Source organism: Rouxiella sp. WC2420 (genome assembly GCF_041200025.1).
Taxonomy (GTDB): domain Bacteria; phylum Pseudomonadota; class Gammaproteobacteria; order Enterobacterales; family Enterobacteriaceae; genus Rouxiella.
Genome location: NZ_CP165628.1, coordinates 1,542,086 through 1,557,080, shown reverse-complemented (window position 1 = coordinate 1,557,080; position 14,995 = coordinate 1,542,086). Strand labels below are relative to the sequence as shown.

The window sequence follows — 14,995 nt, the reverse complement described above, 5'->3', positions numbered from 1 at the left end:
AATGGGTTAAGCCGGGTTGGCCTGACGGTATTTTTTCACGGCGTCTAATGCTTTCTGGATATGGGCATCCGGGTTTTTATCGGTATAGCTCAGCAGGATTTTGCCGTCCGGGGCAATGACATAAGAAGTACGGTCGGACAAGGTATTGCCTTTCGCCTGCATGGTATTTTTGTATTCTGCGGCAACTTTAGCGCCTGGATCAGCAGCGACAGTAAATTTATCGCGACATTCGAGCTGGGAGAATTTAGCGATTTGGTCGACGTTTCCGGCAGTAACGCCAATCACCGTTGCGCCCTGCTTGTCAAAATCTGCGGTGGCTTCGGCGAAATCGTGGGCTTCAATGGTACAACCCGCGCTAAAAGCCGCCGGGAAGAAATACAGCACAACCGGCCCTTTCTGCAACGCTTTATCTAAAGAGAAGGTGGTCGGCTTACCGGCCAGAGCGGCTTTAAGCTGGAAATCAGGGGCTTTCTCACCAACCTGCAATGCGGCAAACGCGGAAGTCACAGGCAAACTTAAACCAAGAACGGCTGCAACAGCCAACGTGCCAAGGGTGCTTTTCATACGCATTATCATTTCTCCATTGTGAGGCAGGCGATATCGCCTGATGACCTTAACCATAGGTTCGATGGCAACAAAGTAAAGGTTGCGGTCGGGAGAAAATATTTTTTAGCGCAGTAATTTCATAAAAAAACCGGCGTTGATTATTCAAAACCGGTTTTTGTGATAATTACGCTTTGAGGGAGGCCATATCAATCACAAAACGGTAGCGCACATCAGATTTCTCCATGCGTTCAAACGCCTCGTTGATTTCATCGATATTAATCACTTCACACTCTGGCAGGATATTTTTTCTGCCACAGAAATCCAGCAACTCCTGAGTTTCGGCAATTCCGCCAATCAGTGAACCGGCCAAACGACGACGGCCAAATACCATCGGCATCGTTGGCTGCTCGTCGATCGGGCCAATCTGGCCAACCATTACCATAGTACCGTCGATATCCAACAGCGGCATATACGGTGAAACGTCGTGCTGTACCGGGATAGTATCGATAATAAAATCAAAGCAGTTTTGCGCTTTTTTCATTGCTGCGGCATCGGTCGAGACCAGGTAATCATCGGCACCCAGCTCTTTGGCGTCTTTGGCTTTGGCTGCAGAACGGCCAATAACGGTAACTCTGGCGCCAAGACCTTCGGCGAGTTTAACCGCCATATGCCCCAATCCACCCAGCCCGACAACGGCCACGCGGCTTTCAGGACCAATGCCCCAGGTACGCAATGGCGAATAGGTGGTAATGCCCGCACATAACAACGGCGCAACGCGAGAATAATCCAGCGTATCCGGCACGCGGAGAATAAATTCCTCACGCGCAATCAGATGCTTAGAGTAACCGCCCTGCGTTATCTCCTGGGTTAAACGATCCTGCCCGGCATAGGTTGGCGTCATGCCCTCACGACAGTATTGCTCTTCGCCGTGCCGGCACTGATCGCACTCCTGACAGGAATCGACCATGCAGCCCACCGCCACCACATCGCCGACCTTGGTATTTTTCACACCATGACCAACGGCGGTGACTTTTCCGACAATTTCATGGCCAGGCACCATCGGGAACATCCCGACGCCCCAGTCGTTGCGCGCCTGATGCAAGTCAGAGTGGCAAACGCCACAGTAGAGAACTTCCATTGCTACGTCGTTATCGCGCAGCTCGCGACGTTCAAAAGTGAAAGGAGCAAGCTTTTCACCTGCTTTAAGTGCGGCGTAACCTTTAGTCAACATTGTTGAAATTCCTCGGTTTAATCATTTAAGGGTTTACGGCCTTCGACCGGATAGCCTGGATCAGTATAGCCGTGAGTCGAGGCGTGGCCCGGTGCAACCAGAGAGTTAACAAACTCTTCATCTTCTTTCGTCAGTGTAAAGTCCAGGCTGCGCATGTAACTGTCCCAGTGCGCTTCAGTGCGTGGGCCCACGATAGCCGAGGAAATATTCTGATTATTCAAGACCCAGGCAATAGCGAAGGCGATGGAATCAGTGCCACGTTCGGCCGAGTAGGTCGCTATCTTTCGGGCAATGGCGATCGACTCCTGGCGCCATTCAGTTTGCTGAATTCGCCTATCACCGCGTCCGGCACGGCTGTCTGCCGGAGGAGCCGTTTCAGCGTTATATTTACCGGTCAGCACGCCGCGCGCCAGCGGACTGTAAGGCACCACGCCCAGCCCGTAATGGGCGGCAGAAGGGATCTGCTCGACTTCAGATTTTCGATCCACAATGTTGTACAGCGGTTCGCTAACCACCGGACGCTCAACGCCAAGCTGGTCGGCGATACGGCACATCTCGGCAATCCGCCAGCCCGAGAAATTAGACACGCCGTAATAGCGAATTTTGCCCTGATTAATGAGTTCACCCATCGAGCGAACGCTTTCTTCCAGCGGGAGGTCCAAAAGCGCACGATGGAAATACAGGACATCAATATAATCGGTGCCAAGTCTTTTCAGACTGCCTTCCACACTTTGACGGATCCATTTTCTGGACTGCCCGACCTGGTTTGGGCCACCAGCAAAGGGAAAACCAAACTTGGTGGCGATAACCCAGTCATCGCGATGGGTTGCTACCGCTTTGCCAACCACCTCTTCGGATTTACCGGCATGATAAACGTCGGCAGTATCAATAAAGTTAACCCCTTGCTCGCCCGCTTTTGAAATAATGCGTTTGGCGGTTTCTAAATCGGTTTCACCACCAAACATCATAGCGCCCAGACAAAGTGGCGAAACTTTCAAGCCGCTACGACCCAAGTATTTATAATTCATAGTGATTCCTCTCGACGTGTAAACAAAAACCTTCTAACCGATAATGACTAAACAAGAGTGCTTATCAGTGCTGGCTAGTCGTTTGATTCATAAATAGTGGCACTCAGAGAAAGATAGATAAATAGCTAATCGTGAATAAATATATGAGGAGGATTCATTAATGGAATCTCTCCATAGTTAAAAATAAGTTTCAGCAGAAACCAAACTAATGAAAATCACTCATAAGTGTATGCAATATTCATGCATTAATATTATTAAATCCGGCAGGTATTATTGAATTATGAATTCACTACTTAGGTGCAGGCCATGAAAAATACCTCTTTAAAAAATTATTCGTCAGTTACCGAGATAACGTTGCCTTCGCTGGCAATGTATACCGAGAATACCCTGGCGAAAAATTTGTGGAACAGAAGCGGGCTTTCTCCACGAGACAGAAGCCTAATCACGCTAGCCGTGGTTATTTCCCGTAACCACAGTGTCGAACAGGCTAATCATATTCATCTGGCACTGGATAATGGGGTCAAACCGGCTGAAATCTCTGAAATAATAAGCCACCTTGCATTCTATGCCGGCTGGGGCAATGCCACTGCCGCTGCGCAATCAGTTCAGCAAGTTTTTGAGGAAAGAGACATTATCATCAGTGAGTTACCGGGCAGTGACATTGTACCTTTGCCAATCGACCAGCAGGCTGAAGACCAGCGCGCCCAACATGTGAGCAGTAATTTCGAGGCAGTTTCCCAAGGCGTGGTGCAGTTCACTACTGATGCAGTATTTAACGATCTGTGGCTGCGCCCGGATCTGGCACCTCGCGATCGCAGCCTGGTTACTGTTTGCGCTTTGGTGGCTAACGGTCAGGTCGCACAAATTACATTTCATTTAAATAAAGCAATGGACAACGGCCTTACTCAGCCTCAGGCAGGGGAAGCATTGACTCAACTCGCTTTCTACGCGGGCTGGCCAAATGTCTTTTCGGCATTACCGGTTTTCAAACAGGTTTTTGAGTCCCGCTGAAACAAACTTCTATAATCAAACTCAAAGGCCACGGCATTAGCAGTTTTAAGGAAATAAATGAAATCACGCGATAACCTGAATGACTATGTCGCATTTGTCACGGTTGCTCGGGAAAAAAGCTTCACTCGCGCCGCTGCACAGCTTGGCGTCTCACAATCGGCGCTGAGCCATACTATCCGTGGTCTTGAGTCAAGTCTGGGTGTCCGGTTGCTGACCAGAACCACCCGCAGCGTTTCCCCTACGGAAGTGGGCCAGCGGTTGCTGGATAACCTGGCTCCACGTTTTGAAGAAATCAGCAGCGAAATTGCCTCGATTGGCGATGCGCTTGACAAACCCGCAGGGAATATCAGGATTTCAGCCACCGACTACTCTATCCAGAGAGTTCTATGGCCAAAACTGTCGAACGTTCTCAAGGAATATCCAGAAATTAACGTTGAGTTGATTAACGACTACGGTTTAACCGATATTGTCGCTAATCGCTATGATGCGGGCGTCAGGCTGGGTGAACAAGTCACTAACGGCATGATTTCGTTGCGTATTGGTCCAGATATACGATTTGTCGCCGTCGCTTCTCCTGAATATTTACATACCCATGGCATCCCTGAAACACCTTACCAACTGGCCAAACACCGCTGTATTAATCTGCGGCTTCCAAGCCATGGCGGCTTTTACGTTTGGGAGTTTAAAAGAGACGGCAAAGAAGTCCGGGCCAGAGTCGACGGCCAGGTGGTATTCAACACCGTGGTGCAAGTGGTCGAAGCGGCTATTGATGGTTATGGCATAGCGCAAGTTCCCGAGGATCTGGTCGAGCATGAAATTAAACAGGGAAAATTAGTGCTGATGCTCGAGGACTGGACGCCCTATTGCGAGGGGTTACATATATTTTATTCCAGTCGACGCCAGGCATCTAAAGCGATGCGTATTGTTATTGATGCTTTACGTTATCAGCGTGAATAAAGCGGCATTAATGAACGGGGTTAATAATCCCATTCATTAATAGCTCCTAATAATAATCAAACTGCAGTGCTATATTAATTCCCCAATGACGCTTTTTTAGAATGCGTTATCAATCATTTAAATATCATGCCATTAAAACCTCCCGGTTATAAAAAGGGAAGTCGGCAAACTATTGCTTTAATAAATCATTTTATCGAAAACTATCATAAGGAATAACCATGAAAATCAATTTTGAAAATCAGGTCGCTCTGGTGACAGGAGCCGCCTCGGGTATGGGGCTTGCGGCAGCAAAAGCCTATGCCATGGCGGGAGCCAGCCAGAAGCCATGGCGGAAATGATGAAGGAAGTCCCAATGCGCCGTCTGGGTCGTGCCGAAGAAGTTGCTGATGCCGTTATTTGGCTTTGTAGCCCGGCCTCCCGTTTTATTATCGGTCACGCTTTGCCGGTAGATGGCGGATATACCGTACGATAATTAACTCGTTGCTGACACTGATGGCCCTAGTTCTCGCGGTTTTTGATTATCGGCATCGTCGTGACAATCTACTCTGCGTTTCCTGACTTTGCCGTTAAAGCATCAACATAGGAAAAATTAAAATAGTTAGGAAAGTAATAATTAAGAGTACACTCGAAAAACGAATCGCGGCATATAGCACCTTTTGCACAAAAAATCATAAGGTGGCGGTTATGATACTTGTACAAGTAACATTAGTTGTATAACTTTATATTGGCGCATTTAGGCGTTAACTATCAAATCTTGAACAAGGAAGCCCTTATGCGTCAGAGTGAATTTTCAAAATCTAAGATGGGTGATGCTCTTTTCCTGCTCAATAACGTCCCTGCTCTTTCGCAGGATGAGACCATGGGTCAGATTGTGGTCGAAATTTTACGAGCCGGTGAGAATCTTGATCGTAGAGAGATTTTGAAAAAGTTGGTAGGTCGAATTGAGCTGGCAGCCAGTGCCGAAGATGTTAAGCATTTTGAGCAGTTGATTCTTGTGGTGCTTAAAAGCGAATTGTAATCCTTCTCGAAAAGCCTCTATTTTCAAAGACACACGCAGCGGGCTGCGTGGTCAATGAAATTCCCTGATTGTTTCCAGAACCTGAATAACGCCCCCCTTTTTGAATGAAGTCACGTCCAGGCTCTGGATAAATCACATTAATTAATCTGCGCGCGCCCTGGCAAAGTCTGGCAGCTGCCGCCTTTGGAAGCCGGAGCCGTCACCGGATATTTGGCGTCAGGGGTGATATAAACCTGCGTCGTCGCCACGTAACCATCGGCGAAGGTCGCCTCAATAAATCTCGCCTGCCATCCTGCCCCACTGTAGTCCAGTGACAAATTAACCGTGTTTGCCTCGGTGGCCGTCAGCGGTTCAGAGGTGTAGCGAATACCACAGTTGTAGCGGAAATCTCTGGAATCAGTATTGACCGCTGTCCATTGCACCACTTTCACCGGCTTCTCGGAGAAAGTCACCAGCCGCTGCTGTGGATTATTTGCATCAGATTTCGCCACCGTCACGGTTGGCAGTGCAACATGGTCCTGATAACGATTGACGAAAGGCACCAGCGAGCTTTGCATGAATTTCTCAATGCCCATATGGTCGCTATTTGGCGCAACGCGCATCGATTTTTCACCAGGCAGCTGATCGTAATAATAATGCGAATCATCGGCCGGGAAGAAGTCATCGCCGCTGGCATTGACGATATATTTCGGGATAGCCAGACGTGACGCTTCGCTGCTGTCGCGATACTGTAGCGGATCCTCAATTTTCATCAGCTTGTCAAACGCCGGTTTGTCGACATCAAGATCAACTTTGTGGTCATAGTAAGGCTTGAACGCAATCGGCCAGTTGCCACCGTAAGTCTTATACATGTGCTTGATGATGTCTTTGGTATTCAAAATATCGGCAACAAACGGCACAATAGCGACCACGGACGGATCAGAAATTCCCGCCAGCCAGCTTGCCCAGCCGCGTTTTGAAGCGCCGGTCACGATAAACTTGTCCACGTGCCATGGCTTGAGTTCTAACTGAGCAAGCCTGATGGTCTGGGAAATCGCCGCAGACATCGGCACGTGCAGCGGCAGTGTTTGCCTCTGGTCCGGGTTATCCATGAATAATTCAAAACTACGCCCGATGCTGTCGTCCTCGATACGCGGCGTCTTGTCATTATCATAAATCAGGCCGACGGACGGGATATTGTCCAGTGACACCACGATAGTGTTGGTGGACTGCGCGATATCAATCATCACATCCGGGGTCATATCGATGGCAAGCACAGCCGTAGTGCCTTTTACATCCTTTGGAATGTAAATGCTGACATCGTGGGTCCATTTCTGTGGCGTGACCAGTCCGGCAGGCGACCAGGATTGTGAATTCAGTTTATAGGTGTTGACCTGAACCGGAGGTTTCGACGGATCGATGTGGTAGTGAGCAGGTAAAACACTGTTCAATAAATAGCGATACTCGCGAGGCGCCTGTTTGTTATCGACAAACCAATAGTCCAGGGGCTGCTGTGCAAGCTGCTGACGGTAACACGACAGGACTTGCGAGCCATCAGCCTGCGGTCCCTGACTGTTGCATGCCGCCGCTACGGGAAGCGTTTGTGCAAACAGACCATTTGACAATAAAGCCAGTGAAAACAAACTCAATCGTAATACTTTCATATATACCCTGGGATAGAAATTAAATGCTAAAGTTTTAGTAAGATATTTCTTTATTAATACTAGGCCTGTAACGGCTCTTAATTAACTATGTAAGCTAAGCTCCAAATTCAGCCTTCTGTCATTTTAACTGCAATGACAATAATTAAAGTTATAGTCACGTTGCTAAATGGTAAACGCACAAACATTTGCATCATGGATAATTACTTTGTTTATCATTCGCATTAAAGCAGATGCACAAGGAGCTACTCAGCAAACTCATGGTTATTTTGCTGAAGAATTTAATTTACTATCGCTGTTATTTTTCCCTTTCAAAATCCACGCATTATTTGTTAAAAAATGCTGTTTTCTTTGTGTTAGTGAAACTTACCAACACTAACGAGTTTCGCCCCCGATTCATGACGAATGGGAGCAAGAGATTCCTTTCAATAAATAACAACAGATCAGAGGGATATGTAGCCTACCTGCGGACACCCCGTTATAGCGCTGCTAAAACTATACAAATTCATCTCTGCTGTACAATAATTTTGATCAAAAAATTGACAACCCATAGATTAACCCACACCAAAACAAAGGTAACTATATGTTTTTGATCGATAAAAACCCAAATGCAGACTTTTCTTATAATTTAAAATTTTTTTGAAATTTTGCTAGCACTTAACCTAAATTAACCGTTCATCATTATTTGGCTTTTAACACAGCGTAAATTAATAACGAAATTCTCTAATTCTATTTATTTGCTATAGAGAATTTTACAAAATATTTCATAATATTTGATGTAATTACATCAAGCATTAAATTGACATTCACCCCCTTGCAAAGTTTTAGACATAAGTAAATACCGGCTTGCTATTTATTCTGTTTTTAAGTCATGAAACACACGAATTGCCACAAATAAATCAAGTTTAACCATCAATATCCACACAATAACTACAAGTTTAACATTTATTTAATTTCCCCCCGCTTGTTTCAATTTGAGGAATCAATGTGAATCGTAGAAAAGTGCTTAAAGGCGGAATGGTACTGATTGCCAGTGCCACTGTTGCATCCGTTTTCAGACCCGCAGGCGCAGCTGTAAAAGTGTTTACCGGCGGCCAACAGTGGAATTCCCCCCCTGGCCGCCTACCGCAAATAATTGATGACAGCAAATTAGTCTTCTTTACTCCGCGCGAGGCCGATCTTCTTAAAGCAGTTTATGACCGCCTGATCCCGGCCGATGAACTGTCAGTCAGTGCTTCTCAGGCAGGTTGTGTCACCTTTACTGACAATCAGTTAATTGGACCATTTGGTTCGGCACAAAACCGCTACAAGTTAGGTCCCTTGGTTCAAGGTACGCCGGAACAAGGAATACAAGACATCATTACTCCAGCAGAGATTTATCGGAAGGGTTTGGCTGCAATGGATAGTCATTGTCAGAAAACGACAGGTAAGGCCTTTTTAGATCTCAGCGACGAGGAAAAGGATAACTATCTGGAAAAAATGGAATCAGGCAGTTTTGATTATGGTGAATTTAATGGCAGTAAATTGTTCAGTTTAATGCTGACAAACGTCAAAGAAGGCTTCCTGGCTGACCCTATATATGGTGGAAATAAAAATATGGCAGGCTGGAAAATGATTGGCTTCCCTGGCGCACGTTACGATTACCGCGATTATATAAATATTAAAGGAAAAAGAGTCGAACTAGAGCCAATTAGCCTAATCATGATTTGATATTTAGTTATTTTTCTTTTTTTTTGGGGAATGTGAGCATGGAATATAAAAGACCTAAAGCAGATGTGGTTATTGTCGGACTTGGCTGGGCTGGCTCGGTAATGGCTGAAGAGTTGACGCGCGCAGGACTGAATGTGGTCGCTATTGAACGTGGAGCCTGGCGCGAAACCAGCGCCGATTTTCCCACAACTACCGATCCGGATGAATTAAGATATTCTGTACGCAAAGAGATCCTTCAACCCGCCTCGGTTGAAACTTATACCTTTCGCAATAATAGCAATCAAACGGCCCTTCCAGGGCGTGAATGGAATAACTGGACGCTAGGGATGAACGTTGGCGGCGCTGGAACTCACTGGGCGGCCGCTTCGTGGCGTTTCCTGCCTTATGATTTGGCCGTTGCAAGCCACGTTGAGCAACGTTATGGAAAAAAGCAGCTGGTAGACGGGCTTATTGTTCAAGACTTTGGCGTGACCTACGATGAGCTGGAACCTTTTTACGACCGTTTCGAGAAAATAGCAGGAACTTCCGGTACTGCAGGCGTCATCAATGGCGTCAAACAGCCCGGCGGGAATCCGTTCGAAGGCAGTCGCAGCAGCCCTTATCCCACCCCTTCATTGGTTCGTTCACGCTGGAATGATATTTTCGCTGAAAAAACCACCCAAATGGGATTCCACCCTTTTCCTGTTCCAGCAGGAACTATCGGCGCAGCCTATAAAAATGCCTTAGACATCGAGCTGGCACCTTGCACCTACTGCGGTTACTGCCAACTTTATGGTTGTGGCAACTGGTCGAAATCCTCCCCTAACGCCTGTGTAATGCCAGCTTTGATGCAGCGTAAGAATTTCACCATGCTCACCGAATGTGAAGTTTTGCGCATTGAAAAAAGCCCGGATGGTAAAACGGCTTCTGGCGCGACTTTTATTGATTCTGATGGCAACTATGGATTCCAACCTGCTGATATCGTTGTAATCACAGCATATCAACTGGATAACGTGCGATTACTGATGTTGTCGAAATTCGGGAAAATGTACGATCCTAAAACCGGTGAAGGCACTTTAGGTCGGGCATTTAATTTCCAGACACTTTCCTATGCGTTTCTGAATCTTGAAAATGAATTTTTCAATCCGTTTATGAATACCGGCGCATTGGCAACCCAGATTGACGATTTTAACGGCGACAATTTCGACCACACAGGCCTTGGTTTTATCGGTGGTGCCGGTATTCAGGCGCTTTCCAATACCGGCTTGCCAATAAGCCTTTCCGACCAAATCCCGCAAGGGCATCGTCAGTGGGGATCAAGCTGGAAAAAAGATTTTCAGGAAGGTTATCAAAACTGGGCCATGGTCCAGGGTCAGGGAACCAGCTATTCGCATCGCGATCAGTTCCTGGACCTTGACCCGACCTACAAAGACCGCCACGGCCAGCCGTTATTGCGCATGACTTACGATTACAATCTTAACGACCGACGCTCAGGCGCCTATATTCGGGATCGCTGCCGTGAAATTGCCGAGGCCGTTGGGGGCAAAAACATTCGTGCGCTGAATTTTGCTGACGATCATTATTCGCCATATCGCCCTTTTGACAGCTCGCATACGATGGGTGGCGCGGTGATGGGCCTCGATCCCAAAACTTCGGTGCTCAACCGTTATCAGCAGCATTGGGATGCACATAATCTGTTCGTTTCTGGCGCTTCCTCTTTCCCAAACAACGGCGGCTACAACCCAACCATTTCCATTGGTGCGCTAACTCTCCGTACTGCCCGAGCCATCATCGAACGTTACGTTAAAAACCCCGGTTCGCTGGTTTAAACATCTCCCCCTTATACCTTGAAGCTAAGTCACTATTTATTAACGTTAAAAGTGTATAAGGGGGATTTTTCCTTCATTAGCCGGTTTACTATTTTACATCCTGCTGTGTAATAACACGGCGATGCGAGTCCTGGAGCAACAATTTTTGTTCCGATGCAAAATATCGAGCTGCTACACAGCGAGCTTAACAATAAGCACTATGGCTATGGACGCACGGACATTGTTCAGCAAGGCTGGGGAAATGTGCTGGAAGTTTATGATCCTTTCGGCAATCGTATCCGATTTTGCCAATACTAACTTTGTTCAACGTGCCGACTTATGTCGGCACGTTATTGGCTTAATTCTGCTATTAAAGGAACCTATAAATGAATAAAAATCTGATATAAATGAATTAAAAATCACAATCAAACAAAGGTTAAAATGACAGAAAATCATGCTACCAGATCGAAACTATTGCAATTTTACGCTTTTTTAGCATTGGTGTACGTGAGTGATATCGTCGTTTTAGTTGGCATAATTTGGAATACTTATAAAATAACCGCCTCTTCGTGGTTCCTTGGCGTTGTTCTCTCTATCAGTATTATTACTCCCTATCTGCTGAGGAAGATTTTTCCAAAAGCCAACCTTTTGCATCTGAATTTGAAACAATTATTTTTATTTCGCATTTTTATCTATGCATTAATACTTTTAGTGTCAAGAACGCCATTCTCTGAGAGTTACTTAGGTATTACTCTTTTGATTATATTCTATGGGGTACTAACCCTATCAACCCAGAGTGCATTTGAAGCAAGAAATACTCAATTAGTAATTAATAAATCGATTACTTCCGGGAATGCTTCAAGGATCATGCAAACGGTAATGCAAGCTGGGGCTTTTGTCGGTTCTTTAGTAAGTGGTTTGCTTTCTGCAAAGTATCCTTTGGCGATGACCCTGCTTTTTATCAGCCTCTTTGATATCACCTTGAGCTTAATTGCGTTAACTTTACTTTGGAATCATAAAGATAAAGAAAGAGTCACTTCAGATATCAACACATTTGCACACAAATCCATTGAACAATTCAAGGCTTCCAGTGATCAGATTGCGCTATTTTTTACTAATGGTCTGATCGGTTTGCATATTGCGGCATTCAACGTCTTAACCCCCATATTCTTTCAGAGTTTAAATCATTGGAGTAGTCAACAATTTGGAATAGCTGCCGGTATTTCGGGGTTGGGGGCATTGAGTGCTGCATTGTTGAAACAGGGAAGATTTTCATTTCTCCTCTGTTCAATCCTGTTAGTTATAGGCGATACAATTTTTTGTTTAGTACAAATAAGACCCATTAGCTTAGCGGCCTGCTTCTTTATCGGCTTTTCATTAAACACAATTCGAATCGGCAATCGTGTCAAAATGATAGATTCAGTACGAGACGATAAAGACGCCCATCCTGTTGCAGCCCAGAGTGCTACTTACTTTTCAGCCTTTCAGGCCATTGGCCCCTTGGTCATGGGATTTTTGTTAACCAATACTTTTTTCGGACTGGGAGCTTCAAAGTGGATGTTACCCGTGGCTGCGCTGCTGATTTTTGCATCGATAGTCATTCAAGGCTCGCTTATCCCCAACAGAGTGACTAAGCCTGATATTTAGGCTTACATTCGGGATGATCTTTTGGCAGCTTGCTCTATTCCCCCCTGTCGTCTATACCCTCTCATAGCACAGTTCAATCACCTTCAATCTAAATGACCACTCACTTAGATAAGTGACTGCCATTGGCGGAAACAATAACGTCGCGAAACGAGTGGCATTTGTTGTATAGTATTTAAAGCGCACTCAATCTAATTGAGCACAACTTATATTGAAAAAGTTAAGGCCACGAAAAGAAGCAAAGTAATGGTTTACTACCTATCCAGCTGATAAGCGGAAAGGTTTCAACATCACTGAATGTGACCCTGACAGCCTTTGCTGTGAGAGGGCGAATAATTTGGAACCCTACATGTTGTCAACAATCATTTATCGTAGCCATCTCTGCGATAACGTTTCGGTAGAAATTTTGGCTGGTTTAGCCGCTGACGCCAATGTCAGGAATCAGCTCTTTGACGTTACAGGCATTCTGCTTTTCAACGGAAGCCACTTTTTTCAGTTGCTTGAAGGGCCTGAAGAAGCTGTTAACAAGATTTACGATAATATTTGTTCAGATAACAGGCATAACAATCTGGTCGAGCTGATGCGCGATTACGCACCCGAACGGCGTTTTGGAAACGTCGGGATGGAGCTTTTTGATCTCAGCCAATACGCCCAGGAAACAGTTCTCGAGGCGGTGCTGAAAAAAGGCACCTCCAAGTATCAGCTTACCTATGACGACCGAGCACTTCAGTTTCTCTGCACCTTCGTTGAAGCAAGAGAGCAGGAAAACTATCTCGAAATCCCGCCTGCTGACAGCTGGTCATTTGTTGCAGATGAGACTCCAGAACCGGCAATTGAGTTCAGCCAGGCGAGTATGGAAGATTACAGTTTTGCTTTTCAGCCGATTGTTGACCCACTGACTCGTGAAGTCATTTCGCTGGAAGCCAAGCTTTGCAACCTGGAAGGCAGTTCTGCGCACAATTATTTTTCTTGTCTGTCGCCTGAAAAAGTTTATCAGGCCGATTTGGACTCCAAAAAACTGGCATTCGCTCTCGCCGGCAAGTTAGGGATTGGCAGGAAAACGCTTTCTATAAAACTATTGCCGATGTCATTGGTTAGGGTACCCGAGGCCGTTGATTTCCTGATTGAGCAAATCAAAGCAAATGGCCTGGTCCCGGAACAAATAGTGGTCGCGGTCACAGAGACCGAGGTCATTACGCAGGTTGAGGAATTTGCTTCAGCCATCAGGAAACTCAAGGCATCGGGAATAAGTCTGGCCATAGACGATTTCGGGGCAGGCTCTGCGGGTTTGCTGTTGCTGGCTCAAATTCAGCCCGAAAAAATCATTATCGATCGCAACATCATTAGCGACGTGCATAAAAATGGTCCGAAACAGGCGATCGTTCAAGCAATCATCAAATGTTGTTCTTCACTCGAAATATCAGTGATTGCAGCTGGCGTTGAGAGGCCTGAAGAGTGGATGTGGCTTGAAGCCGCAGGAGTGCTTAACTTCCAGGGTGATTTGTTTGCAAAACCTCGGCTCAATGGCATTCCGGCAGTTGCCTGGCCGGAAACAGAACTATAGGTTGATTCATCGAATAACATTTAACTCTGCCTTCCTTTGAGAAGGCCTTGTTAAATATAGTAAAAGGTATTTATATGTAGAAAATCACCAAAACACTTCTGGTCATTTCATCATTCCCCGAACTCGCGGATTGCCGGCAATAAGATTTTTAGCCCCGACACTGAGCCGGGGGTTAATATCATCAGCTCATCCCAGTCGCAATGTCACTTCAACATCCCCGCCGAAAGGTACTGAAACATAGCCATTGCTGGTCGAACGAATATAGGCCAGATACTCAGGGCTGTAATCGGCATCATCAGCAACAATGATTGCTCCTGGTCTGAGCCGACTCTCCAGTAAAGCCAGAATCTCTGGATACAGGGCCTTGGCACCGTCGAGCACCAGTAAATCAATATTTTCAGGCATATCAAAAGCGAGTGTCTGCAAAGCATCCCCTGCGCGGATTTCCACCAAATCTCCTACCCCGCCCTCAATCATATGCTGGCGCGCACGCTTAACTTTAGACGGTTCAAATTCGCTGGAGATAAGACGACCGCCGCCGTTATCACGCAACGCCGCTGCCAGATGCAGGGTAGAAATTCCAAACGAAGTGCCAAATTCAACGATAGTTTGCGCCTTTAAGCTTCGCGCCAATAGATACAGCAAAGAACCGGTCTCACGAGAAACGGGCAACCACAGGTCCTTAAGCTGGCCATAAAGGTCGAGATACTCCGTTTTACTTTGCATCAATCGCAGACGTTCCTGCTCTGAAACCGAGTTAAAAACCGGGTTAGTCGCCTCTTCAGCTTGTTTAAATAAATGCTCAAGAAGAGGCACAAGTGGCGCAGTAGTTAATGTACTCATTTTTAAATCCTTATGG

Annotated in this window: 14 protein-coding genes; 9 read left to right on the top strand and 5 right to left on the bottom strand. The window is 46.1% G+C overall.

Features of this window, described 5'->3' with window-relative positions; translation table 11 throughout:
- Positions 1-6: 6 nt before the first annotated feature.
- The 3 genes from AB3G37_RS07295 to AB3G37_RS07285 all read right to left on the bottom strand — a co-directional run bounded on the left by AB3G37_RS07295 (position 7) and on the right by AB3G37_RS07285 (position 2,805).
- Entirely contained in the window at positions 7-570 is a 564-nt protein-coding gene (locus AB3G37_RS07295) for a peroxiredoxin (RefSeq protein WP_009636518.1), read from the bottom strand.
- A 160-nt stretch (positions 571-730) separates the two neighbouring features.
- Positions 731-1,777, bottom strand: coding sequence for an NAD(P)-dependent alcohol dehydrogenase (locus AB3G37_RS07290; protein ID WP_369790169.1), 1,047 nt, complete (start codon positions 1,775-1,777; stop codon positions 731-733).
- Between the two features lie 17 nt (positions 1,778-1,794).
- The gene (locus AB3G37_RS07285; RefSeq protein WP_369790168.1) at positions 1,795-2,805 is read right to left on the bottom strand and encodes an aldo/keto reductase; all 1,011 of its coding nucleotides are present in this window, start codon (positions 2,803-2,805) and stop codon (positions 1,795-1,797) included.
- 306 nt (positions 2,806-3,111) lie between these two features.
- On the opposite strand from AB3G37_RS07285, the gene AB3G37_RS07280 reads away from it, so the two are divergent.
- The 4 genes from AB3G37_RS07280 to AB3G37_RS07265 all read left to right on the top strand — a co-directional run bounded on the left by AB3G37_RS07280 (position 3,112) and on the right by AB3G37_RS07265 (position 5,791).
- On the top strand, positions 3,112-3,816 hold the full coding sequence (locus AB3G37_RS07280) for a carboxymuconolactone decarboxylase family protein (RefSeq protein WP_369790167.1): 705 nt from the start codon (positions 3,112-3,114) through the stop codon (positions 3,814-3,816).
- Positions 3,817-3,873: 57 nt separating this feature from the next.
- The gene (locus AB3G37_RS07275; RefSeq protein ID WP_369790166.1) at positions 3,874-4,773 is read left to right on the top strand and encodes a LysR family transcriptional regulator; all 900 of its coding nucleotides are present in this window, start codon (positions 3,874-3,876) and stop codon (positions 4,771-4,773) included.
- Between the two features lie 334 nt (positions 4,774-5,107).
- On the top strand, positions 5,108-5,245 hold the full coding sequence (locus AB3G37_RS07270) for an SDR family oxidoreductase (protein WP_369790165.1): 138 nt from the start codon (positions 5,108-5,110) through the stop codon (positions 5,243-5,245).
- A 300-nt stretch (positions 5,246-5,545) separates the two neighbouring features.
- Positions 5,546-5,791: a hypothetical protein gene (locus AB3G37_RS07265; RefSeq protein ID WP_369790164.1), complete on the top strand. Its 246-nt coding sequence runs from the start codon at positions 5,546-5,548 to the stop codon at positions 5,789-5,791.
- Between the two features lie 137 nt (positions 5,792-5,928).
- Here the strand turns inward: AB3G37_RS07265 and AB3G37_RS07260 are convergent, their stop codons facing one another.
- Positions 5,929-7,434 (bottom strand): PhoPQ-activated protein PqaA family protein, encoded by a 1,506-nt coding sequence (locus AB3G37_RS07260; protein ID WP_369790163.1) that lies wholly within the window; start codon positions 7,432-7,434, stop codon positions 5,929-5,931.
- 984 nt (positions 7,435-8,418) lie between these two features.
- Here AB3G37_RS07260 and AB3G37_RS07255 point away from each other — a divergent pair.
- From AB3G37_RS07255 to AB3G37_RS07235, 5 genes are all read left to right on the top strand, one after another.
- The gene (locus AB3G37_RS07255) at positions 8,419-9,141 is read left to right on the top strand and encodes a gluconate 2-dehydrogenase subunit 3 family protein (RefSeq protein WP_369790162.1); all 723 of its coding nucleotides are present in this window, start codon (positions 8,419-8,421) and stop codon (positions 9,139-9,141) included.
- 38 nt (positions 9,142-9,179) lie between these two features.
- Positions 9,180-10,949, top strand: a complete 1,770-nt coding sequence (locus AB3G37_RS07250) for a GMC family oxidoreductase (RefSeq protein ID WP_009636509.1) — start codon at positions 9,180-9,182, stop codon at positions 10,947-10,949.
- Between the two features lie 153 nt (positions 10,950-11,102).
- The gene (locus AB3G37_RS07245; protein WP_369790161.1) at positions 11,103-11,246 is read left to right on the top strand and encodes a glyoxalase superfamily protein; all 144 of its coding nucleotides are present in this window, start codon (positions 11,103-11,105) and stop codon (positions 11,244-11,246) included.
- Positions 11,247-11,369: 123 nt separating this feature from the next.
- Positions 11,370-12,575, top strand: a complete 1,206-nt coding sequence (locus tag AB3G37_RS07240) for an MFS transporter (RefSeq protein ID WP_369790160.1) — start codon at positions 11,370-11,372, stop codon at positions 12,573-12,575.
- Between the two features lie 346 nt (positions 12,576-12,921).
- Positions 12,922-14,136, top strand: a complete 1,215-nt coding sequence (locus AB3G37_RS07235) for a diguanylate phosphodiesterase (protein ID WP_369790159.1) — start codon at positions 12,922-12,924, stop codon at positions 14,134-14,136.
- Between the two features lie 186 nt (positions 14,137-14,322).
- Here AB3G37_RS07235 and AB3G37_RS07230 read toward each other — a convergent pair whose 3' ends face one another.
- A complete protein-coding gene (locus AB3G37_RS07230; protein ID WP_369790158.1) occupies positions 14,323-14,979 on the bottom strand; it encodes an O-methyltransferase in 657 nt (218 codons plus the stop codon).
- Between the last annotated feature and the right edge of the window lie 16 nt (positions 14,980-14,995).